At 71.6% G+C, this 22869-nt stretch carries 21 protein-coding genes; 11 read left to right on the plus strand and 10 right to left on the minus strand.

Annotated elements, in window-relative coordinates; all coding sequences use genetic code 11:
* Positions 1–16: 16 nt before the first annotated feature.
* From ACTMVF_RS32295 to ACTMVF_RS32325, 7 genes are all read left to right on the plus strand, one after another.
* Positions 17–646, plus strand: coding sequence for a TetR/AcrR family transcriptional regulator (locus ACTMVF_RS32295; protein ID WP_441274623.1), 630 nt, complete (start codon positions 17–19; stop codon positions 644–646).
* A gap of 132 nt (positions 647–778) precedes the next feature.
* Entirely contained in the window at positions 779–1081 is a 303-nt protein-coding gene (locus tag ACTMVF_RS32300; RefSeq protein ID WP_398637648.1) for an urease subunit gamma, read from the plus strand.
* 13 nt (positions 1082–1094) lie between these two features.
* Positions 1095–1406: an urease subunit beta gene (locus tag ACTMVF_RS32305; RefSeq protein WP_441274624.1), complete on the plus strand. Its 312-nt coding sequence runs from the start codon at positions 1095–1097 to the stop codon at positions 1404–1406.
* Entirely contained in the window at positions 1399–3120 is a 1722-nt protein-coding gene (locus ACTMVF_RS32310) for an urease subunit alpha (protein ID WP_441274625.1), read from the plus strand. The genes ACTMVF_RS32305 and ACTMVF_RS32310 overlap by 8 nt, the downstream gene beginning before the upstream one ends.
* Before the next feature lie 13 nt (positions 3121–3133).
* Positions 3134–3808 (plus strand): urease accessory protein UreF, encoded by a 675-nt coding sequence (locus ACTMVF_RS32315; protein ID WP_441274626.1) that lies wholly within the window; start codon positions 3134–3136, stop codon positions 3806–3808.
* A 191-nt stretch (positions 3809–3999) separates the two neighbouring features.
* Positions 4000–4677: an urease accessory protein UreG gene (gene ureG, locus ACTMVF_RS32320; RefSeq protein WP_441274627.1), complete on the plus strand. Its 678-nt coding sequence runs from the start codon at positions 4000–4002 to the stop codon at positions 4675–4677.
* Entirely contained in the window at positions 4665–5435 is a 771-nt protein-coding gene (locus ACTMVF_RS32325; RefSeq protein WP_441274628.1) for an urease accessory protein UreD, read from the plus strand. The genes ureG and ACTMVF_RS32325 overlap by 13 nt, the downstream gene beginning before the upstream one ends.
* 497 nt (positions 5436–5932) lie before the next feature.
* Here ACTMVF_RS32325 and ACTMVF_RS32330 read toward each other — a convergent pair whose 3' ends face one another.
* The 6 genes from ACTMVF_RS32330 to ACTMVF_RS32355 form a co-directional block, all read right to left on the minus strand.
* Positions 5933–6658 carry a lysophospholipid acyltransferase family protein gene (locus ACTMVF_RS32330; RefSeq protein WP_441274629.1) on the minus strand — a complete coding sequence of 242 codons (726 nt, stop codon included), beginning with the start codon at positions 6656–6658 and terminating at the stop codon, positions 5933–5935.
* 347 nt (positions 6659–7005) lie between these two features.
* Positions 7006–8238, minus strand: a complete 1233-nt coding sequence (locus ACTMVF_RS32335) for a PP2C family protein-serine/threonine phosphatase (protein ID WP_441274630.1) — start codon at positions 8236–8238, stop codon at positions 7006–7008.
* Positions 8239–8326: 88 nt separating this feature from the next.
* The gene (locus ACTMVF_RS32340; RefSeq protein WP_441274631.1) at positions 8327–10786 is read right to left on the minus strand and encodes a SpoIIE family protein phosphatase; all 2460 of its coding nucleotides are present in this window, start codon (positions 10784–10786) and stop codon (positions 8327–8329) included.
* A 539-nt stretch (positions 10787–11325) separates the two neighbouring features.
* On the minus strand, positions 11326–12543 hold the full coding sequence (gene rocD / locus ACTMVF_RS32345; RefSeq protein ID WP_441274632.1) for an ornithine--oxo-acid transaminase: 1218 nt from the start codon (positions 12541–12543) through the stop codon (positions 11326–11328).
* On the minus strand, positions 12543–13352 hold the full coding sequence (gene ddaH, locus ACTMVF_RS32350) for a dimethylargininase (protein WP_441274633.1): 810 nt from the start codon (positions 13350–13352) through the stop codon (positions 12543–12545). The genes rocD and ddaH overlap by 1 nt, the downstream gene beginning before the upstream one ends.
* Positions 13353–13508: 156 nt before the next feature.
* Positions 13509–14006, minus strand: a complete 498-nt coding sequence (locus ACTMVF_RS32355; protein ID WP_441274634.1) for an Lrp/AsnC family transcriptional regulator — start codon at positions 14004–14006, stop codon at positions 13509–13511.
* 89 nt (positions 14007–14095) lie between these two features.
* On the opposite strand from ACTMVF_RS32355, the gene ACTMVF_RS32360 reads away from it, so the two are divergent.
* Genes ACTMVF_RS32360 through ACTMVF_RS32375 form a run of 4 tightly spaced genes read left to right on the plus strand, consistent with a single transcriptional unit; the run spans position 14096 to position 18199 of the window.
* Positions 14096–14860: a LytR/AlgR family response regulator transcription factor gene (locus tag ACTMVF_RS32360; RefSeq protein WP_441274635.1), complete on the plus strand. Its 765-nt coding sequence runs from the start codon at positions 14096–14098 to the stop codon at positions 14858–14860.
* 2 nt (positions 14861–14862) lie between these two features.
* Complete coding sequence (locus ACTMVF_RS32365; RefSeq protein ID WP_441274636.1) at positions 14863–15222, plus strand: hypothetical protein; 360 nt, start codon at positions 14863–14865, stop codon at positions 15220–15222.
* A gap of 21 nt (positions 15223–15243) precedes the next feature.
* On the plus strand, positions 15244–16956 hold the full coding sequence (locus tag ACTMVF_RS32370) for a sodium/solute symporter (RefSeq protein WP_441274637.1): 1713 nt from the start codon (positions 15244–15246) through the stop codon (positions 16954–16956).
* 37 nt (positions 16957–16993) lie between these two features.
* Positions 16994–18199: a sensor histidine kinase gene (locus tag ACTMVF_RS32375; RefSeq protein ID WP_441274638.1), complete on the plus strand. Its 1206-nt coding sequence runs from the start codon at positions 16994–16996 to the stop codon at positions 18197–18199.
* 3 nt (positions 18200–18202) lie between these two features.
* Here the strand turns inward: ACTMVF_RS32375 and ACTMVF_RS32380 are convergent, their stop codons facing one another.
* From ACTMVF_RS32380 to ACTMVF_RS32395, 4 genes are all read right to left on the minus strand, one after another.
* Entirely contained in the window at positions 18203–18391 is a 189-nt protein-coding gene (locus ACTMVF_RS32380; RefSeq protein WP_128430451.1) for a hypothetical protein, read from the minus strand.
* A gap of 13 nt (positions 18392–18404) precedes the next feature.
* On the minus strand, positions 18405–20339 hold the full coding sequence (locus ACTMVF_RS32385; protein ID WP_441274639.1) for a protein kinase domain-containing protein: 1935 nt from the start codon (positions 20337–20339) through the stop codon (positions 18405–18407).
* Between the two features lie 55 nt (positions 20340–20394).
* Entirely contained in the window at positions 20395–21660 is a 1266-nt protein-coding gene (locus ACTMVF_RS32390; RefSeq protein WP_441274640.1) for a DUF6777 domain-containing protein, read from the minus strand.
* Between the two features lie 196 nt (positions 21661–21856).
* Positions 21857–22807 (minus strand): cytochrome c oxidase assembly protein, encoded by a 951-nt coding sequence (locus ACTMVF_RS32395; protein ID WP_441274641.1) that lies wholly within the window; start codon positions 22805–22807, stop codon positions 21857–21859.
* Positions 22808–22869 lie beyond the last annotated feature (62 nt).

Genomic DNA, 22869 nt, shown 5'->3' on the forward strand with positions numbered 1-22869 from the left:
TTTTACTTTGAGGACCATGGCTCGCGTATCCCAGGCACACCTCGACGCCCGCCGTCGCCAGATCCTCGACGGCGCCGCGATCTGCTTCGCCCGCAACGGCTTCCACGCCACGTCCATGCAGGACGTGCTGAAGGAGGTCGACCTCTCGGCGGGCGCGGTGTATCGCTACTTCAGCGGCAAGGAGGAGCTGATCGGCGCGATCGTCGGGGAGGTGCTCGGGTCGGTCCGCGCGGCCTTCGAGGAGGCGGCGCGGCAGAGCCCGCCCCCGCCACCGGACGAACTCGTCGCCTCGGTCCTCGGCCGGACCCTCGCCGCCCGCGAGGCCCTCGTCGTCGACGGGCAGCCCGCTTTCCCGCGGCTCGTCATCCAGGTCTGGACCGAGACGCTGCGCAACGAAGAGCTCGCGGCCGTCCTGCGGGAGGGCTACGGCTCGGTGCGCGCGGCCTGGGGGCGGATCGCCGAGGCCTACCAGGAAGCCGGGATGATGCGGGCGGACGTGGCGCCGGACCATGTGGCCCGCACGATGATCGCCGCCGTGCTGGGCTTCCTCGCCCAGCAGTCCCTCTTCGGGCCCGCCCCGGTCGAGATCCTCCGGGACGGTCTGCGGGCGTTGATGAGCATGCGGGACGAACCCGCCGCGAACTGATGGATCACAGCTCGGTTAACTTGCTTGAAACCCGGTCCAACTAGCCTGCCGATCTGCGCCACCAGGGACTTTGCCCGGCGGCTGAGGCAACCGGACCCCGCACGGTCCGGAGCGAGGACTGTGAGGTGGGACGTGCAACTGACCCCGCACGAGCAAGAGAGGCTGCTCATCCATGTGGCGGCCGACGTGGCCGAAAGGCGCCGGGCCCGCGGGCTCAAGCTGAACCACCCCGAGGCGGTCGCCCTCATCACGTCGCACATCCTCGAGGGCGCGCGTGACGGCCGTACGGTCGCCGAGCTCATGGCGTCCGGGCGCAAGCTGCTCACCCGGGACGACGTCATGGAGGGCATCCCCGAGATGATCCACGACGTCCAGGTCGAGGCGACCTTCCCGGACGGCACCAAGCTCGTCACCGTCCACGACCCGATCGTCTGACGGGGAGGCCGCCATGATTCCCGGAGAGATCCTGTTCGGCGACGGACCGATCGTCTACAACGCGGGCCGTGAGGTCACCTCGCTGACCGTCCTCAACGCCGCCGACCGGCCCGTCCAGGTCGGCTCCCACTACCACTTCGCCGAGGCCAACCCCGGGCTGGAGTTCGACCGTGCGGCGGCGCGCGGCAAGCGGCTCAACATCGCCGCCGGCACCGCCGTGCGCTTCGAACCCGGGATCCCCGTCGACGTCGAACTCGTCCCGCTCACCGGCGCCCGTGTGGTGCCCGGACTGCGCGGGGAGACCGGAGGTGCCCTCGATGCCTGAGATCTCCCGTGCCGCGTACGCCGACCTGTTCGGCCCGACGACCGGTGACCGCATCCGGCTCGCCGACACCGACCTGCTGATCGAGATCGACGAGGACCGCTGCGGCGGTCCCGGACTCGCCGGGGACGAGGCCGTGTTCGGCGGCGGCAAGGTCATCCGCGAATCCATGGGCCAGTCCCGTGCTACGCGCGCAGACGGCACCCCGGACACCGTCATCACCGGCGTCGTGATCATCGACCACTGGGGCATCGTCAAGGCCGACGTCGGCATCCGCGACGGCCGGATCACCGGCATCGGCAAGGCGGGCAACCCCGACACGATGGACGGGGTGCACCCCGACCTCGTCATCGGCCCCGAGACGGAGATCATCGCCGGCAACGGGCGGATCCTCACGGCCGGCGCCATCGACGCGCACGTGCACTTCATCTGCCCCCAGATCGCCGACGAGGCGCTCGCCTCCGGCATCACCACGCTGATCGGCGGCGGCACCGGCCCCGCCGAGGGCTCGAAGGCGACCACGGTCACGCCGGGTCCTTGGCATCTGGCCCGGATGCTGGAGGCGATGGAGGAACACCCCGTCAACTTCGGCCTGTTGGGCAAGGGCAACACCGTCTCCCACGAGGCGATGCTGTCCCAGATCCGCGGTGGCGCGCTCGGCCTCAAGCTGCACGAGGACTGGGGCTCCACCCCGGCCGTCATCGACGCCTCGCTGACCGTCGCCGACCGGACCGGCATCCAGATCGCGATCCACACGGACACGCTGAACGAGGCCGGCTTCGTGGGCGACACGCTCGCCGCGATCGCCGGACGCGGCATCCACGCGTACCACACCGAGGGCGCGGGCGGCGGGCACGCGCCGGACATCATGACCGTGGTCTCCGAGCCGCACGTGCTGCCCAGTTCGACCAACCCGACACGGCCGTTCACCGTCAACACCGCCGAGGAACACCTCGACATGCTGATGGTGTGCCACCACCTCAACCCGGCGGTGCCCGAGGACCTCGCCTTCGCCGAATCGCGGATCCGGCCGTCGACCATCGGGGCGGAGGACATCCTGCACGACCTCGGCGCGATCTCGATCATCTCCTCGGACTCGCAGGCCATGGGGCGGGTGGGCGAGGTCATCATGCGGACCTGGCAGACGGCGCACGTCATGAAGCGGCGGCGGGGTGCGCTGCCGGGGGACGGGCGGGCCGACAACCAGCGGGTGCGGCGGTACGTGGCCAAGTACACGATCAACCCGGCGGTCGCCCAGGGGCTTTCCCGGGAGGTCGGCTCCGTGGAGAGCGGCAAGCTCGCCGACCTGGTGCTGTGGGAGCCGGCGTTCTTCGGCGTCAAACCGCACCTCGTCATCAAGGGCGGGCAGATCGCGTACGCGCAGATGGGCGACGCCAACGCGTCCATCCCTACACCGCAGCCGATCCTGCCCCGGCCGATGTTCGGCGCGATCGGACGGGCGCCCGCCTCGAACTCGGTCAACTTCGTGGCGCCGCTCGCGATCGAGGACGGGCTCGCGGAGCGGCTCCAGCTCGGGAAGCGGTTCGTGGCCATCGAGTCGACGCGTGGGGTCACCAAGGCGGACATGCGGCAGAACGACGCGCGACCCGACGTGCGGATCGATCCCGACAGCTTCGCCGTGCACATCGACGGCGAGCTGGTGGAGGCCACGCCCGCCGCCGAACTGCCCATGGCGCAGCGCTACTTCCTGTTCTGAGAGCTGGGTTTCGATGTCACGGGCAGCACTACTCGTCCTCGCCGACGGCCGATTTCCCGCCGGAGGGCATGCGCACTCCGGCGGGGCGGAGGAGGCCGTCAAGGCGGGGCGGATCACCGGGGCCGCGAGCCTGGAGGACTTCTGCCGGGGGCGGTTGCACACGGCGGGGCTGGTCGCGGCCTCGCTCGCCGCGGCGGCCGCGCTCGGGGTCGATGCGGTGGCCTTGGACGAGGCCGCCGATGCCCGTACGCCGTCGCCCGCGTTGCGGGTTGCCGCGCGGAAGCTGGGGCGGCAGTTGATGCGGGCCGCTCGGGCGACGTGGCCGTCCCCGGAGCTGGATGACCTTGCGCGGCGGTTTCCCAAGGGGGCCCATCAGCCGGTCGTGCTGGGGGTCGTGGCCCGGGTGGCGGGGTTGGGGGCCGTCGAGGCGGCTTACTGTGCGGCGTACGAGAGTGTGAGTGGGCCGGCGTCCGCGACGGTGCGGTTGCTGAGTCTTGATCCCTTCGACGCCACGGCGGTGCTGGCTCGGTTGGCGTCGGAGTTGGACCGGGTGGTGGATCGGGCGGTCGAGGCGGGGCGACTGGTCGGCGACGGGGGAGTCGGCGAGTTGCCCGCCGCTTCGGCTCCGTTGCTGGAGATCGGGGCGGAGGTGCATGCGGCTTGGGGTGTGCGGCTGTTCGCCTCCTAGGGGTTCTTTCGCCCCCGCCGCCCCTACCCATTCCCATCCCCAGGGGCGCTGCCCCTTCGACCCCGCCAGGGGCGCTGCCCCTGGACCCCGCTGGGGCTGCCGCCCCAGACCCCGCTTCGGCCCTCAAGGGGCCTTGTCCTCAAACGCCGGACGGGCTGGAGTAGCCGGCCTGCGTATCAAAGGAGCCGACCATGCATCTCGACCACTCCCACGACGGCCCCTCCGCCGTCAGTGCCGACGCTCACCGTCCCGACGGATCGCGGCGTGCGCTGCGCATCGGTCTCGGAGGGCCCGTCGGGTCCGGTAAGACGGCCACCGTTGCCGCGCTCTGCCGTGCCCTGCGGGACGAGCTCTCCCTCGCCGTCGTCACGAACGACATCTACACGCGCGAGGACGCCGAGTTCCTGCTGCGGGAGGCCGTGTTGCCGCCCGAGCGGATCACCGCCGTGGAGACCGGGGCCTGTCCGCACACCGCGATCCGGGATGACATCTCCGCGAACCTCGAAGCCGTCGAGGATCTGGAGGACGAGGTCGGCCCCCTCGACCTCATCCTCGTCGAGTCCGGCGGGGACAATCTCACCGCGACCTTCTCCAAGGGGCTCGTCGATGCGCAGATCTTCGTGATCGACGTCGCCGGTGGGGACGACATTCCGCGCAAGGGCGGACCGGGGGTGACCACCGCCGATCTCCTCGTCGTCAACAAGACCGACCTCGCGCCGTACGTCGGCTCCGACCTGGCGCGGATGGCGGCCGACGCCAAGACGCAGCGGGCCGAACTGCCGGTCGTCTTCCAGTCGCTGCGCAGCGAGCCCGGCGTGCGCGACGTCGCCGACTGGGTACGGACGCGGCTCACGGCGTGGACGGCGTGACCGTGGCAGGTGGTGTCCGAGCCGTCGCGCGGATCGCCGCCCTGGACGACGGGCGGGGCGGCACCTCACTGCCCGTGCTGGAGGGCGACGGGCCACTGGCGCTGCGGCGGACCCGGGGGAGCGGTGCCGAGGCGCGGGTCATGCTCGTCGGGGCGATGAGCGGGCCTCTCGGCGGTGACCACTTCACCGTGGAGGCCGACGTTCAGGCCGGCGCCCGGCTGCGCGTCGGATCGGCGGCCGCCACCATCGCGCTGCCGGGACAGAGCAAGGGCGAGGCCCGTTACGACGTACGGCTCTCCGTCGCCGACGGAGGCGAACTGCACTGGCTGCCCGAGCAGTTGATCTCCGCTCGGGGCAGTGATCTGTACGTCACGACGCGCGTCGAGGTCGGCGCGGCGGGGCGGCTCGTACTGCGTGAGGAGCAGGTGCTCGGGCGGGTGGGGGAGGAGCCGGGGCGGCTCAGCAGTCGGATCCGGGTGAGCGTCGCGGGTCGGGTCGTACTCGATCAGGAGCTTGCCTGCGGTCCCGGCGCACCGGGTGGCTGGGACGGGCCCGCCGGGCTCGGCGGCCATCGAGCCGTCGGCCAACTCGTCGTCGTACGACCCGAGTTCGCCGAGTCTCCGGTGACGGCTCGGGTCCTGGGGGAGAACGCCGCCGTCCTACCGCTCGCCGGACCCGCCGCGCTGGTGAGCGCCGTGGCGGCGGACGCGCTACGGCTGCGCAGGGTGCTCGACGGGGTGCTTGAGTCTCTCGGCTGAGCACGGTCGGGTGGGTGTCGGTCTCTCGGGCGGAGGCACGCTTTCGTGAGTTCCTGCGCCGGTTCCGAGTACGTCTTCTGTCGGCCCGCGGCGTTGGTGAGCGCCGTTGCGGCGGGCGCGCTGTGGCTGTGCAGGGTGCTTGATGGGGTGGTTGAGTTTCTCGGCTGAGCACGGTCGGGTGGGTGCCGGTCTCTCGGGCCCAGGCATGCCTTGGTCGATACCGTGTGCGCCTCCCGTCGGTTCTGCCCGGGCGGGTGGATCCTCGCCGGGCCTGTCGGGTTACTCGGCTCTTTCGGGCGGTCCTGCTGGAGCCGTTGCCCGCTCGCCCGGCGCCTTTCGCCAGGCCTGGCGGGGCGGCTGCCGCTCCCGTCGGACAGTCGTCGGCGCGGGCTCTCGGCGGGGGGCCTCGGCGGGCGGCAACCGAACTTCGCCCGGTGTCGGGCGCGGTGCCGCCCGCCTGTCGGATGCCCGAGCGGACCGCCGACAGTAGAGTCCCGTCAACTGATGGGCAGCCTGGGGAACTTGCGCTCCGTCTCCGCCTTGGCGGCGGCCTCCTCGGCCTTGGCGACGGCCGCGTACTCGTCGACGTACTCCTGCTCGGAGAGCGACAGGATCGCGTACATGATCTCGTCGGTCACCGCACGCAGGATCGCCTTCTCGTTCTCCATTCCGGCGTACCGGGAGAAGTCGAGGGGCTCGCCGAAGCGGATCGTCACCGGGTGGAGGTTCGGGATGACCTTGCCCGGCGGCTGGGCCTCGAATGTGCCGATCATCGCGCAGGGGATGACCGGGACCCCGGCCTTGAGGGCCATCACGGCGACGCCGACCTTGCCCTTGTAGAGGCGGCCGTCGTGCGAGCGGGTGCCCTCCGGGTAGATGCCGAGGAGTTCGTCCTTGCTCAGGACGCCGAGTCCCTCGCGGATCGCGGCCTGGCCCGCCTCCTTGCCGGTGCGGTCGACCGGGATCTGCCCGGCGCTGCGGAAGAAGGCCGCGGTCAGACGTCCCTTGATGCCGGGGCCCGTGAAGTACTCCTTCTTCGCGAGGAAGGTGATGCGGCGCTTGAGCATCGCCGGCATCAGGAAGTGGTCGGAGAACGACAGGTGGTTGCCGGCGACGATGGCCGCGCCGGTGGTCGGCACGTGCTCGAGGCCCTCTATTCGGGGGCGGAAGACCAGTCTCAGCAGAGGTCCCAACAACACGTATTTGAGTACGTAGTAGAACAAAGGGGTCGCTCCTCACTCCGGCGGATCAGTTCCTACCGCCGAGTTCTGGCAGGTCAACCGGCGTGCCGTGGGGCTGCCAGTGTAGGCGCAGGGGTGACAGGCCGGAACCGGGTCGGGTCGTGCGGATGCCGACCGACACCGAATGTCCTGAGTGGAGGTCAGGAGATCGGCCGACGGCGTCACTTGCGGGTGGGGAGGACCGCCGGACCAGCCTGGTGTCACGGGCAGGGGTGCGGCAACCCGACGGCGCGGTTTGGCGTGATCACGGTGACCGGGTGGCAGGGCGCTCCCACTTGCGGGGAGCCTTCTCGTCTGCTCGCGCGTCTGCTCGCTCATCTGCTCGTTCATCACAGCCGCACGATGATCAGCGCCGTGTCGTCCGTCGCGCCTCCCGGCGGCAGCAACTCCCGCAGGACGGCGTCGGCGAGAGTCTCGGCGTCGGCCGTGCGATGGCGAACGAGTGAGTCGGCGAGGCGGGCCAGGCCCCTGTCGATGTCCTCGCGGCGGCGTTCGATCAGGCCGTCGGTGTACAGCGCCAGCGTGGCGCCGCTGGTGAACGTGGTGACGGCCTGTGGCCTCGGGGTCGGATCGGGGCGGGCGTCCAGCGGCGGGTCGGTGGCCAGGTCGAGGAACTCCACGCGGCCGTCGGCGTGCACCAGCACCGGCGGTGGATGGCCCGCGCTGCTGTAGGTGATCGTGTCGGCGTCGAAGTCGACGAACGTGGTGACCGCGGTGGCCGATTCGGCGCCGTCGACGACATGGGCGTACCGCCCCAGCACATCGAGCGCCTGCGCCGGGCCGTCGGCGACGCGGGAGGTGGCGCTGAGCGCGCTGCGCAGCTGACCCATGACACCGGCGGCCTCCAGGCCGTGGCCGACCACGTCGCCCACGGATACGCCGATACGGTTGCCGCCCACCAGATCGACCACGTCGTACCAGTCGCCGCACACGTTCAGCGCGCCGACGGCGGGCCGGTAGCGCACGGCCGCCCGATGGTCGCGCACCTGCCGACCGGCGGGCAGCATCGCCTCTTGCAGGGCGAGGGCCACCTCGCGCTCGCGAGCGTGGGCCTGTCGCAGCCGTTCGTTGAGTTCCTGCAGCTCGCGGGCGCGTGTGTACAGCTCGGCCTCCAGGACCCGCGCCCGGGTGTCGCCACCCTGCCTGCCGCGGAGGTGGATGAGCTCGGTGACCTCCTCCACCCGGTGCACGATGAGGGCCACCCGCCCGTCGGGGCCGAAGACGGGCGCGTTGACCGGGCTCCAGTAGCGCTCCTCCCAGTGGCCGGGGCGCATGGGGTCCTCGACGTCGTAGCGCTGCAGGGCCATGGTGTCGCGCTCGCCGGTGGCCACCACGCGCAGCATCGACGCCTGGACGTCACGCATGCCGGTGGCGGCGGGGTCGTTGGGGTTGTCGGGGAAGACGTCGAAGATGTACCGGCCCACCAGCTGTGCGCGGGTGCGCCCGGACAGGCGCTGGAAGTCCTCGTTGGCGTCGGCGTAGACCAGCTCCGGCGTCAGCAGCGCCACCATTCCGGGCAGGCCCTGGAACACGGCCTCGTAGTCGATCGCCTTTTCGTTCATGGCTCCCGCCTCACCACCGGGATCAGACCAGTTTCCCACGGTGTACGACTTATGTTCCGATCTGCTGCACCTATGCGCGTGGGGCTGGTCAGGGCGATGGATCCGTCAGGGACTGCTCGGCCCAGATGATCTTTCCCTCGGGGACGAAGCGGGTGCCCCACCGCTGGGTGAACTGGGAGACCAGCAGCAGCCCGCGCCCGCCCTCGTCGGTGGTGCGCGGATGGCGCAGATGCGGGGCGGTGGCGCCGCCGTCGAAGACCTCGCAGATCAGCGCGCGCTCCCTGATCAGGCGCAGCCGGATGGGGCCGGTGGCGTACCGGATCGCGTTGGTGACCAGCTCGCTGACGACCAGTTCCGTCGTGAAGGCGAACTCCTCCAGGTCCCATTCCGACAGTTGCCGGGCGGCCGTCTTGCGCGCGTCGGCGACGGCGGCGGGGTCCGTCGGCAGGTCCCAGTCGGCGACCTGATCGGTGCCGAGAAGGCGGGTGCGGGCCATCAGCAGGGCCACGTCGTCGTGCGGGCGGTCCGGGACCAGCGCGTCGACCACGGTCCGGCAGCGCAGGTCGAGCGAGTCGGTGCGCCGCTCCAGGGCCGCCCGCAGCCGGTCCCGGTCGGCGTCGATGGCCCAGTCGTCCCCACGCGCCAGCAGTCCGTCGGTGTGCAGGGCGAGCGTGCTGTTCGCCGGCAGGGCCAGCTCGACCGACTCGAACGGGGGGCCGCCCACCCCGAGCGGCGCTCCCTGCGGCAGATCGACGAAGGTGACGCCCCCGTCGGGCCGCACGACCGCCGGCGCCGGATGGCCCGCGGCCGCCATGGTGCACTGCCCATCGACCGGGTCGTAGATCACATACACGCACCCGGACCCCACGGACTGGGCGATGGCGGCCTCCTCCGCGCCCATCTGGACGGCCTCCTCGCGAGCCGACCGCGCGACCAGGTCGTCGAGATGGGCCAGCACCTCCTCCGGCGGCAGATCCAGCAGGGCGAGGGTCCGTACTGCGGTCCGCAGCCGGCCCATCGCCGCCGCGGCGTCGATGCCGTGCCCGGGCACCTCGCCCACCACCAGGGCGACGCGGGCGCCCGACAGCGGGATGACGTCGTACCAGTCGCCGCCGAGGCCGGTGAGCTCGTCGGCCGGCCGGTAGCAGGCGGACACCTCCAGGGCGTCCTGCTCGGGCAGCTGGTGCGGCAGCAGGCTGCGCTGCAGGACCAGCGCCGCGTCGCGCTCGCGGGTGTAGCGCCGGGCGTTGTCCACACAGACCGCCGCCCGGGAGACGAGGTCCTCCGCCAGGTTCAGGTCGTCCTCCTCGAAGGACTCCTGGCGGTGGCGGCGGAAGAAGGTCGTGACGCCCAGGGTGACGCCCCGCGCGCGGATCGGCACGATCATCACGCTGTGCAGGCCCAGCTCCAGGAAGATGGCGGCCCGCCCGCCGCGCGCGTGCTGGGTCCATGCCTCGCCGAGGGGGTCCAGTCTCTCCTCGCGCCAGGACCTGGCCGTCCTCAGACAGCGGATCGGAGGCGAGTCCGCCGGATAGGTGACCACCTCGCCGATGTCGACGACGGCCTCCGGCACCCGCGCGGTGGCCGAACGGTGCCCCGCACGGCGCAGCGGCACCGGACCCGTGCCGCTCAGCGGCCCGGCGCTGGGCTCCCCGCCCCGCAGCACCCAGTCCAGCAGGTCCACGGTGACCAGGTCGGCCAGTCCCGGTACGGCCACGTCGGCCAGCTCCTGAGCGGTGCGGGTGATGTCCAGGGAGCGGCCGATGTGCTCGCCGGCCCGGTCGAGCAGGGCCAGGCGCTGCCGGGCGCGGTGCCGGTCGGTGATGTCCTCGACCGTGTAGTACACGCCCATGGGGTGGCCCTGGCCGTCGTCGAGCCGGGTGAACGACATCATGTGCGCGGTCTCGCGCAGCGGTGCGGAGCGGGCGTGGCCCACGTGCTCGTAGCCGACGATCGGTTCGCCGGTCGTCAGCACGCGGCGCATCTGTGCCTCGATGGACTCGGCGTCCAGGCCGGGCTGGATGTCCGCGAGCCGCAGACCGAGCCGACGGGTCGGCGGGCCGCCGCCGTACTGGGCGAGGGCGCTGTTCGACCAGACGTACCGCAGGTCCGTGTCGACGATGGCTATGCCGACGGGGGAGCGGGCGACCATCTGCTCCAGCACGGCCCGGCTCATGTCCCAGCCGGGCGCCTCGTCTAGCTCGGACAGGAGCGCGAGCCACCGCGAGGGCCCCTGGCTGTCCAGGGCCGCGGTGATCCGCACCATCAGCCTGACCGGCAGCCCGTCCCTGCGCAGGGCCGTCAGCAGCCCCGCCCAGCCGCCCTCCACGCGGCACCGCTCGATCAGCTCCGGCACCCGGTCCGCGTCCTCGGCGCTCAGCAGCTCGGCGACGCTCCTGCCCACCGCCTCGGGGGCCGGGTACGCCAGCAGCCGCTGGGCGTCCCTGGTCCACCCCGTCACCCGGCCCTGCGCGTCAAGCAGCACAGGCACGGCGTCCGCCACGTCGAACCTCTGCCGGGCAACGCCCCGCTCCTCGTGTGTGCCCACGGCCGACCTCTCTGTCGCTGAGAGCGGTCTACCACCTCTTGTCCCCATCTTCACCCTTCCGGTCAACGCTGCCTCTTTGCGGGGGCCGGGCGTGTGCGGGAGTGGGGGGCTGGAGGGGGAGGGCGGGGGCGAGGAAATGGGGGGAGGGGCGGTCCATGTGTGGGGGGATTGACGGCGTTGAGGAAGTTGAGGAAGTTGAGGAAGGGGCGGCGGTGTGCGGGGGGATGTGATGGCGGGAGCGGGGCCGGTGGCGGTGGGTGGGGTGCGGAAGGTTGCGCATTGAGGATGGGGGAGAGCACGGGGTGGAGCCGGGAGACGGGGGCGCGGATGGGAGGGGGCGCGGGGGCTGCGCACTGCGGGTGACGGCCGGCGGAGTGGAGGCGGCGGAACGGTGGACGACGATGAGGGGCGGAGGGCGCGGACGCCGACGGCAGGCCGACAAGGCACGGTGCGAAGCGCCTGCCCTCCTCCCCCCGGCAAACAGCCCGGCCCCCATGTCCAGGGCCGGGCCGCCATGCCGTGCCGGTATACCGGGGCGTCTACGCCAGTACCTTCTCCAGCGCCCCCAGCGCCCCCGTCAGCTCCTCCGCCGTGATCGTCAGCGGTGGGGCCAGGCGGATCGTGGAGCCGTGGGTGTCCTTGACCAGGACGCCCTCGCGCAGGAGCCGTTCGCCGATCTCCCGGCCCGTGCCGGCCGCCGGGTCGATGTCGACGCCCGCCCACAGGCCCCGTGCGCGGAAGCCGACGACGCCCTTGCCGAGCAGGGCCGACAGGCCGCCGCGCAGGACCACACCGAGCTCGGTGGCCCGGCGCTGGAACTCGCCTGTTTCGAGGAGTTCGACCACCGCCGTGCCGACCGCGGCGGCCAGCGGGTTGCCGCCGAACGTGGAGCCGTGCTCGCCCGGGCGCAGCACGCCGAGTACGTCACGGCGGGCCACCACCGCCGACACCGGCACGATGCCGCCGCCCAGCGCCTTGCCCAGCAGGAGCACGTCCGGCACGACCGCCTCGTGCTCGACGGCGAGGGTACGGCCCGTGCGGCCGAGGCCCGACTGGATCTCGTCCGCGATGAAGAGGCAGCCCTTGCGGCGGGTCAGCTCGCGTACGCCGGTCAGGTAGCCCTCGTCCGGGATGAGCACACCGGCCTCGCCCTGGATCGGCTCCAGCAGCACCGCCGCCGTCGTCTCGTCGACCGCCGCCTCCAGCGCCGCCAGGTCGTTGTACGGCACGATCCGGAAGCCCGGCGTGAAGGGGCCGAAGCCCTGCCGTGCCGTCTCGTCCGTGGAGAACGACACGATCGTCGTCGTACGGCCATGGAAGTTCTCCGCGGCGACCACGATCGTCGCCCGGTCGGCCGGGACGCCCTTCACCTCGTACGCCCACTTGCGGGCCACCTTGATGCCGGACTCGACCGCCTCGGCGCCCGTGTTCATGGGCAGCACCATGTCCAGGCCGGTCAACTCCGCGAGCCGCTCGGCGAATTCGGCCAGCTTGTCGTTGTGGAAGGCGCGCGAGGTGAGGGTCAGGCGGTCGAGCTGGCGATGCGCCGCCTCGATCAGCGCCGGGTGGCGGTGGCCGAAGTTCAGGGCCGAGTAACCCGCCAGCATGTCGAGGTAGCGGCGGCCCTCCACGTCCTCCACCCAGGTGCCCTCGGCGCGCGCGACGACCACGGGCAGCGGGTGGTAGTTGTGCGCCAGGACCGGCTCCTCGGCGCGGATCAGGTCGGCGGACGAGCGGGTGGTCACGGGAGCGGTCATCAGCGGATCTCCTGTGTGCAGCACTTGATGCCGCCGCCGGCCTTGCGGAACTCCGACAGGTCGACGGGGACGGGGACGTAGCCGCGGTCGGTGAGGGCTGAGGCGAGGGCCTCGGCCTGGGGCGCGATGAAGACGTTGCGTCCGTCGGACACGGAGTTCAGACCGAACGCCATCGCGTCATCGCGGGTGGCGAGCACCGCGTTCGGGTACAGCCGAGCGAGCACCTCACGGCTGCCCGGCGAGAACGCCTCCGGGTAGTACGCGATGTTGTCGTCGTCGAGGACGAACAGCGCCGTGTCCAGGTGGTAGAAGCGCGGGTCCACCAGCGTCAGGCTGATCACCGGATGGCCGAAGAACTCCTGCACCTCGCGATGGGCCTCACGGGTGGTACGGAATCCGGTGCCGGCCAGCACATACCGGCCCGTCCAGACCAGATCGCCCTCGCCCTCGCACACGGACTCGGGGCGGTACACGTCGTAGCCCGCCGTCTTGAACCAGGTGTCGTAGTGCGTGGACTCGGGGCGCCGCTCCGGCGCGTGGAAGAGGGAGCCGAAGACACGGCCGTCCACGACGACCGCCGAGTTCGCGGCGAAGACCATGTCCGGCAGGCCGGGGGCGGGCTCCACCGTGTCGACGGTGTGGCCGTGGGTGCGGTAGGCGCTGATCAGCGCCTGCCACTGAGCCTGGGCGAGATCGACGTCGACGGGGGCGTCGGGCCGCATCCAGGGGTTGATCGCGTACTGCACGGCGAAGTGTCTGGGTTCGCAGACGAGATACCGCCGCCGGCGCGGCACACGGGAGTCGGGCACAGAGGGGTTCCTCCGCTTCCTGCGAGTGTCGACTGAGAGTTGACACCAAGGTAGGAAGTGCCGGATGTGAGCGACAAGGAAGGAATATTGCGTGTCCACGCAGGAATCCTGCGTAGTTTCTTCGGCAGACGCAGGCTTGCTGCGCGCCGAAAATGTTTAACGTGACGTCTGCTCGGGTGCCGGCTGGCTCGCGCCCGCCTCGGGGCTCTCGGGGAGCAGATGGGACAGCACCATCACGCTGATCGTCTTCCGGATGAACGGCTCGACGCGGATCCGCTCCAGCACCTCCTCGAAGTGCCCCACATCCCGTGCCCGCACATGCAGCAACGCGTCCGCGCCACCCGTCACCGTCATCGCCGCGGTGATCTCCGGATGGTTGCGGACCACCTCCGCGAGCCGCCGCGGCGGGGCCGCGCCCTCGCAGTACACCTCGACGTACGCCTCCGTACGCCAGCCGAGCGCCGACGGCCTGACCGTCGCCGTGAACCCGGTGATCACGCCGGTGTCGCGCAGCCGGTCCACGCGCCGCTTCACCGCCGTCGCGGACAGCCCGACGCTCGTGCCGATCTCGGCGAAGCTCGTCCTGGCGTTCGCCATGAGGGCGGTGATGATCTTCCGATCGAGTTCGTCGAAGGATGCCGCGCCGCTGTTCATGAGGGCACTGTAAGCGGCGCGATACCCAGCGCGAACGTCCACCGGGAGCACATGTCCAAGCGTGCGAATTACTCCTACACTCCGGGTTCATGCTGCGCGCCCTCGCTGTCGACGACGAACGCCCCTCGCTGGAGGAACTCCTCTACCTCCTGAACGCCGACCCCCGCATCGGCAGCGCGGAGGGCGCGGGCGACGCGACCGAGGCGCTGCGCCGGATCAACCGCGCCCTGGAGTCGGGGCCGGGCGGGCCCGAGGCGATCGACGTCGTCTTCCTCGACATCAACATGCCGGGCCTGGACGGGCTGGACCTGGCCCGGCTGCTGACCGGGTTCGCCAAGCCGCCGCTGGTCGTGTTCGTCACCGCCCACGAGGACTTCGCCGTGCAGGCCTTCGACCTCAAGGCCGTCGACTACGTCCTCAAGCCCGTCCGCAAGGAGCGCCTGGCGGAGGCGGTCCGGCGCGCCGTCGAACTGCGCGCCGCCGAGCTCCGCGACACCGCCCCCCGCATACCCGTGAGCGAGCCCGACCCCGACCACATACCCGTGGAGCTCGGCGGTGTGACCCGCTTCGTCTCCGTCGACGACATCACCCACGTCGAGGCCCAGGGCGACTACGCCCGACTGCACACCGACAAGGGCAGCCACCTCGTCCGCATCCCCCTGTCGACCCTGGAGGAGCGCTGGCGCTCCCGCGGCTTCGTCCGCATCCACCGCCGTCATCTCGTCGCCCTGCGCCACATCGGCGAACTCCGCCTGGACGCCGGCACCGTCAGCGTCATGGTCGGCTCCGAGGAACTCCAGGTCAGCCGGCGGCACGCGCGCGAGCTGCGGGACCTGCTCATGAGGAGGCCGTGAGGATGCCCAGCAACCCCGCCGACCGTCGTGTCGTCGTCACCGGCCCGCCCCGGCAGACCCGCCGCGTCTCCGGCTACTACCGCCCGCGCACCGAGATCGACGAGCAGACCACCCTCGGCCACACCTACGTCCGCTCCCTGATGCGCACCCAGCTGCGCACCGCCCTCGCCGTGTTCGCCGTCCTCGGCCTGCTCGTCGGCCCCCTGCCCCTGCTGTTCGCCGCGATGCCGGCCTCCCGCCACCTGGAATGGGCGGTCCTCGGCTTCGGCCTCTACGCACCGCTGGTCCTGCTGGCCCGCTGGTTCGTGCGCCGCGCCGAGCGCAACGAGCGGGACTTCATACGGCTCGTCGAAGACCGCTGAGCCAAAGGAACCAACAGGGCCGTGAACTCCAGCTACGTCGTCCCCGCCGTCGCCCTCGTCGTCCTCGCGACCGTCCTCGTCGGCGCCTTCGGCCTGCGTATCTCCCGCACCACCTCCGACTTCTACGTCGCCTCCCGCACCGTGGGCCCCCGCCTCAACGCGGCCGCGATCAGTGGCGAGTACCTCTCCGCCGCCTCCTTCCTCGGCATCGCGGGCCTGGTCCTCGTACAGGGCCCGGACATGCTCTGGTACCCGGTCGGCTACACCGCCGGATACCTGGTCCTGCTGCTGTTCGTCGCGGCCCCGCTGCGCCGCTCGGGCGCCTACACCCTCCCCGACTTCGCCGAGGCCCGCCTGTCCTCCCCGGCGGTACGGCGGCTCGCGGGCGCCTTCGTCGTCGGCACCGGCTGGCTGTATCTGCTGCCCCAACTCCAGGGCGCCGGACTGACGTTGACCGTGCTGACGGGCGCACCCGACTGGCTCGGCGGAGTGATCGTCGCCGTCGTCGTGGTCGCCATCGTCGCCGCCGGCGGCATGCGCAGCATCACCTTCGTGCAAGCCTTTCAGTACTGGCTCAAACTCACGGCCCTGCTCGTCCCCGCCCTCTTCCTGATCCTCGCCTGGCAGGGCGACGGCGCCCCCCGCCACGCCTTCGACGAACCGGCGACCTTCCGCGAACAGAGCGTCGTCCGCGTCGACGGCACCCTCAACCTCAAGCTCGAACGACCCCTGACCGTCACCGTGAGCGGCACGATCGACGGCCGCAGCCACGACGAGAAGCAGCTGCGGCTCCCCGCCGGCACCCACCACATCGCGGGCGGCACCCGCCTGACCTTCGCCAAGGGCGCCGAGGTCCCCGAACCCGACCGCTCGGCCAGCGGCGACCTGTCCCCCTCGCAGGCCGAGAGCCGCGGCGAACGCCCGCTGTACGCCACGTACGGCCTGATCCTCGCCACCTTCCTCGGCACCATGGGCCTGCCGCACGTCGTCGTCCGCTTCTACACCAGCCCGCACGGCGTCGCCGCCCGCCGCACCACCGTCGCCGTGCTCGGCCTGATCGGCGCCTTCTACCTGCTGCCCCCGGTCTACGGCGCCCTCGGCCGCCTCTACGCCCCCGAACTCACCCTCACCGGCGACGCGGACGCCGCAGCCCTCCTCCTGCCCGACCGCATGATCGGCGGCCTGGGCGGCGACCTGCTCGGCGCACTGGTCGCGGGCGGCGCCTTCGCCGCGTTCCTGTCCACGGCGTCGGGCCTGACCATGGCCGTCGCGGGCGTCCTCACCCAGGACGTGCTCCCGTCCCGGGGCGTACGGCACTTCCGGCTCGGCACGGTCCTCGCCATGGTCGTCCCGCTCGCCGCGAGCGCCCTGGTCGGCGGGCTGCCGGTCGCCGACGCGGTGGGCCTGGCCTTCGCGGTCTCCGCATCGTCCTTCTGCCCGCTGCTCGTCCTCGGCATCTGGTGGCGGCGGCTCACCCCGCCCGGCGCCGCGGCCGGGATGCTGGTGGGCGGCGGCTCGGCGCTGCTCGCCGTAGCGGCGACGATGGCGGGCTTCCCCGGCTCCGGGGCGCTGCACGCGCTGCTCGCCTGGCCCGCGCTCTGGTCGGTGCCGCTGGGCTTCCTCACGATGATCCTGGTGTCCCTGGCCACCCCGGGCCGGGTGCCGGCCGGTACGGCGGCGATCCTGGCGCGGTTCCATCTGCCGGAGGAGCTGCGGGCGGAGGTGAAGGCATGAGGCATCTCATCGCCGGACGACGCGAGGCGGTTGCGGCATGAGCGGATTCATCGCGGGCCTGTGCGTGGCGATCCTGCCGCTGCTCGCCGCCGGCTTCTGGCTCGGCCGGCGCACCACCCGCCCCGAGAACCTCGGCGACCTCGGCACCCCCGTCGAACACGCCACCTTCGAGACCCTGCACACCGCCTCCCTCGCCGCACCCCCGCTGCGGGCCGGCCTCACCGAGGAGACCGCTCGCAAGTCGGCCCGCAGGCTCCGCTCACTGCTCGGCACGGACGCGCTGTGCCTGACCGACCAGAAGGACGTGCTGGTCTGGGACGGGGCGGGCGGACATCACCGTACGCAGATCATGGAACTCCTCGCCGGCCCCCTGGAGTCGGGCCGCGGCGAGGCCTTTCCGCTCACCTGCGACACCCCCGACTGCCCGGTGCGCTGGGCGGTCGTCGCCCCGCTCACCGTCGACGACCGGGTCCACGGCGCGCTCGTCGCCTGCGCGCCCCGTGAGTCGGCGGTGCTGGTGCGGGCGGCCGGCGAGGTGGCCCGCTGGGTCTCCGTCCAGCTGGAACTGGCCGACCTCGACCAGTCCCGCACCCGTCTGATCGAGGCCGAGATCAAGGCGCTGCGCGCGCAGATCTCCCCGCACTTCATCTTCAACTCGCTCGCGGTGATCGCCAGCTTCGTCCGCACCGACCCCGAGCGCGCCCGCGAACTGCTCCTGGAGTTCGCCGACTTCACCCGCTACTCCTTCCGCAGGCACGGCGACTTCACCACCCTCGCCGACGAACTCCACGCCATCGACCACTACTTGGCGCTGGTCCGGGCGCGCTTCGGCGACCGCCTGTCGGTCACCCTCCAGATCGCCCCGGAGGTGCTGCCGGTGGCCCTGCCCTTCCTCTGCCTCCAGCCGCTCGTCGAGAACGCCGTCAAGCACGGCCTGGAGGGCAAGGCCCACAAGTGCCGCATCCAGATCACCGCGCAGGACGCCGGCGCCGAAGCCCTCGTCGTGATCGAGGACGACGGCGCCGGAATGGACCCCGCCCTGCTGCGCCGCATCCTCGCCGGCGAGGTCAGCCCGTCGGGTGGCATCGGGCTGTCCAACGTCGACGACCGGCTCCGGCAGGTGTACGGCGACGACTACGGCCTCGTCATCGAGACCGCCCTGGGAGCGGGCATGAAGATCACCACCCGGCTGCCGAAGTACCAGCCGGGCGTGCACTCCGCAGGACGGCTCACCCGGGAGTGAGACTCAGGTGCTGCGGCTGGCGACCATCCCCAGCGTGATCAGCCCCAGTACCACCCACCCGAACCACAGCCAGCCATTGCTCCCGAGCGCCACCGTGTAGGCCGTCACCACGACGAGTCCGCCGACGGTGAGCACCCCCATCGCTTTCGTAGAACCATCCGTAGAACCGCTGGAACCGCTAGAACCGGGCATCGCGACACCCTCCTCATGGTTCGTCCCCCTCCATGGTGCCCCCGTTCTGCCTCCGGACGGTGCACACGACGAAATGAGTGCCGTTCTTCCAGGACCCCTCGCTGGTCCAGGAGCCCGCCGTGTACATGGAAGGGTCGAAGCCGTACTCGCGCGGCGGCACCTCCCGGGCGCACGCCGTGTCCGACTCGGTGCGCGCCTCGGTCAGCGTGACGTCGGCGCCCAGTCGGGTGAATCCGAGCACCCGCTCGTCGTGCGGGCCCTCGCAGGAAACGAGGCGGGCGTCCCGGTGGGACCGGACATCCAGACAGTCCCGCCGCTGCATGGTCGCCGTGTCGGCGAAGGCCGACCCCGCCTTCCGGTGCTCGCCCAGCGGCCCGAACACCGGCCCGTGCGCGCCCAGCACCAGACAGGCGGTGCGCCGCCCGGCCGCCTCGAACCCCGCCTGAGTCGGTACGACGGCGAAGCTGCGGACGTCCGCGAGCCGCCCGCGGATCTCCGCCGTCCGCTCCTCGCACGCCGCCGGCCCCTCCTCGCGCGCCTCGGCGGCGGACGCGGCCGCCACGAACGCCATCACCTGCCCGTCCGGTGCCTTCGCCCCGCAGCTGGGATCCAGACTCAGCCGGGGCGTGCCCTGAAAGGGGGCCGTGCCGGGCCAGTCGGCGAGCACGCAGTCACCGCCGGTCAGCGGATCGCCGAGCCCGACGGCGGCGCCGTACGGCCGCTCCGCCCCGCCGGTCCCGGACTCCTGCGCCATGGCGTACCAGACACCGGCCCCCGCGAGCGCCAGTCCGAGGAGTCCGGCGAGGACAGCGTGGCGGACGCGGGGGCGGGTACGACGCCGTGCACCGGGCCTGGCGACGAAGCCCTGCGGCTCGCCGGGCTGATGGGTCAGGGAGCCGAGGCCCTGCGGCTCGCCGGGCTGCCCGGCCACGGCGGCCGGGCCATGCGGTCCCTCGGGGTGCCCGGAGGGGGGACGCAGACCCTGTCCGCCGCCGGGCCGATCCGACGCGGGCCCCGGCGTCGCGCCACCCCAGTGCGGCTGCGAACCGAGGTCGGTCTGGGTCCGCGCGTACGCGTCGACCTCCGGCGTGACGATCCGCGACAGCGCCTCCTCGGCCTGAGCCGCGGACATCCGCCGTTCCGGATCCTTCTCCAGCAGCGCCACGAGAACGGGGCCCAGGGCGCCGGCCCGCGCCGCCGGCCGGGGCTCCTCCATGACCACTGCCGTGATCTCCGCCAGATGCGACTCGCGGTCGAAGGGAGCCCGGCCCTCGGCGCCGTAGTACAGCGTGCAGCCCAGCGAGAACAGATCGGCGGCCGGCGTGGGCGCCCCGCCCGTGACCCGCTCCGGCGCCAGATAGCCCGACGTACCCACGAGCACCGACGCCAGCGTGTACCGCGTCTCCCCGGTGTCCGGCTGCACGGAGATGCCGTAGTCGGTGAGCAGCACCCGGCCGTACGGCGCCCCGGTGCGATCCGGTGCCAGCAGGATGTTCGCCGGTTTCACATCCCGGTGCATCACGCCCCGCTCATGTCCCGCGGTCAGCGCGTCGAGTACGGCGAGCCCGACGCGGGCGCACTCCGCGGGCGCGAGCGGGCCGTGCCGGTCGATGAGGTCGCGCAGGTTGACGGCGCCGGCCACGTACTCCATGACGATCCACGGCAGCCCCTCGTGCTCCAGCACGTCGTGCACGGTCACCACATGCGGATGCCCGCGCAGCCCCGCCGCGTGCCGGGCCTCGGCACGGGCCCGGGCCACCCGGGCCTCGCGCTCGTCGGCCTCGGCCGGGTCCCGGAACACGATCTCCTTGAGCGCGACCTCGCAGGCGAGTCTCTGGTCGTGGGCGAGCCAGACATGGCCCATCCCGCCGCTGCCCAGCCGGTTCAGCAGCAGATAACGGCCGGCGATGACCCGGCCCACTCCCGACGTCGATGATCCTGAAGGCATCCGGTGACTCCCGGGTTCTGCGATCTGCGGGGCGCTGTGTGGTGGCGTGCGGTTGCTATGCGTTCGTGGGCGAAGCGGGCTCGCCGGTGGACGGGGCGCCGGTCGCCGGATCGCTCGTGGCGGGCACGCTCGTCTCGGGCGGCGGGGCGCTGCTGGTGACCGGGGCGCTGGTCGGGGGCGAGATCGTGGTCTGGGGCGGTGAGCTGGTCACGGGCGTCTCGGGCGGGGGCGGTGAGCTGGACGCGGGGTCCTTGGTCGACAGCGGCGGGGTGGAGGTGGGCGGTGGGTTCGAGGAGGGCGGAGGGGAGGACGAGGGCGGAGGGTCGGACGAGGGCGGCGGCGTCGAGGTGGACGGCGAGGTCGTGGAGGGCGAGGACGTGGACGGGGCCGGCGTCGAGGTCGACGGATCCTTCGTCGGCGGCGTCGTCCCCGAGCCCGGGGGAGTGGACGCTCCACCGGACGAGCCACCGGAAGCGCTGCCCCCGGCCACGCTCAACATCACGTACTCCCCGAACCGCAGCTCGGTCCCGGCCGGTGGATCCGACGCCGTGACCCGGGCATCGTCCGGCGGCAGCCCCCCGCCGTCGTAGGCGACCGCGAGCCCCTTGCCGGCCAGTTGCCGACTGGCCTGCCCGAAGGTCCTCCCGGCGAGGTCGGGCACCGAGCGCCGCTCGCGCGTGTCGAAGGCGGTGTCGTCCTCGCCCGTGGTGCCGACGGGACGGTTGATGCCCCGGTCCGGTTCATGGACGTCGACGAGAGCGAGCCGCTCCACTTCCCGCTCGGCCGGCCGCACGGCCACCACGGACGCCTTTTCGTACCCCTTCCACTCCTCGTTACGGTCGTCGAATTCGACCTTTATCCGGGTCGTGTCACCCTCGAAGGGCCGCAGCGGATTTCCGCACGAACACTTCACGGCGGGAAGCCCTTCGGCATCGACGAGAATCGCGATTCCCGTCTGAAGCAGTGCGTTGAAGGGGGCGGCTTGGCCCTTTTTGTAGTCGTGGTTCTTCACGAGAGTGTCGTGACGCAGGAGTACGGGCGTGAGGCGATCGAGATAATCCGGAATCTCGTTCGTGGTGATCGAGAGCACCGCTGCCCACGTCTGCGCCTTCCGCGCGTTGGCGGGATCGGTGAGGAACTCCTTGAGCCGCACGACGTCACAGATCGTCGGCTGTTTCGACCCCCCGTACAGACCAGGAGTGTCGCCCTGCTGCAGACCGCCGTGCGCCGTCCGGGCCCTGACCTGCTGGTCCCGCCCCAGCCCCTGGCTTTCGTCGAAGAACGGCGCGAGCGACGGAACGCCCGAGGCCACCGCCCTCACCGCTGCCAACGGTGCGTCCCGATCGCACCCACTGAGCATCAGACTGAGCACCAGAACGAACACTGACAGGACGGTGATCTTCCGAATCGCCGATTTCCCGGCCCTGTGCACGAAAACGCGAAGCGCCATTACCGCTCCCCCCGGCGGTTCCCCCGACGCGCATCATGCTACTGAAAGGCGACGCCTTTCGGATTCCTCAGTTTCCGCGTGCGTTCAATGAGGCCAAATAGGCGTTGTACGCCTCGAGTTCCTTGTCGCCGTCCCGGTCGGCGGCCCGGTCCTTGCGCTTGGCCTGCCGCTGCTCCGAGCCGTACCACTGGAACAGCAGCGCGATCAGCACCAGCACGGACGGAATCTCACTGAACGCCCAGGCGATGCCACCGGCCGCGTTCTGGTCGGAGAGCGCTTCGATGCCGAGCGAGGCGGGCGGGTTCTTGAACGTCTCGACCATCGGCTCCGACGCCATCATCAACGCGATACCGAAGAACGCGTGGAACGGCATCCCCGCGAACAGCTCCAGCATCCGCATCAGATACCCCGGCCGATGCGGGCCGGGGTCCACGCCGATGATCGGCCAGAAGAACACCACACCCACGGCGAGGAAGTGCACCATCATCGCGATGTGCCCCGTCTTGGAGCCCATCAGGAAATCGAAGAGCGGGGTGAAGTACAGCGCGTAGAGGCTGGCGATGAACAGCGGAATCGTGAACGCCGGATGCGTGATGATCCGCATGTACCGGCTGTGCAGAAGGGCCAGCAACAATTCCCGCAGCCCCTTGCGCCCCCGCGCCGCCGGCGGCAGCGCCCGCAGTGCGAGCGTGATCGGGGCGCCGAGCAGGATCAGGATCGGCGACAGCATGCTGATCACCATGTGCTGCACCATGTGCACGCTGAACATGACCATGCCGTAGTCGTTCAGCCCGGTGCACATGACAAGCATCACGGACAGCACCCCGGCGACATACGAGACGGTCCGCCCGACGGACCACGAGTCGCCACGCCGCCGCAGCCGCACGACCCCCCACGCATACAGCGCGAGCCCCACCAGGCAGGCGACGAGGAAGAACGGGTCGGCCGACCACTGAAGACCCCGCCCCAGCGTGAACGGCGGCAGATCCATCATCATGCCGTGCCCGCTGTGATCCATTCCGGCGGCTCCTGATTCGTGGGGGTTGTGCAAGTCTGTCCGCACACAGACTAGAACTGCCC

This window comes from Streptomyces sp. SD31, assembly GCF_052068475.1.
In the GTDB taxonomy this organism is placed as follows: Bacteria; Actinomycetota; Actinomycetes; order Streptomycetales; family Streptomycetaceae; genus Streptomyces.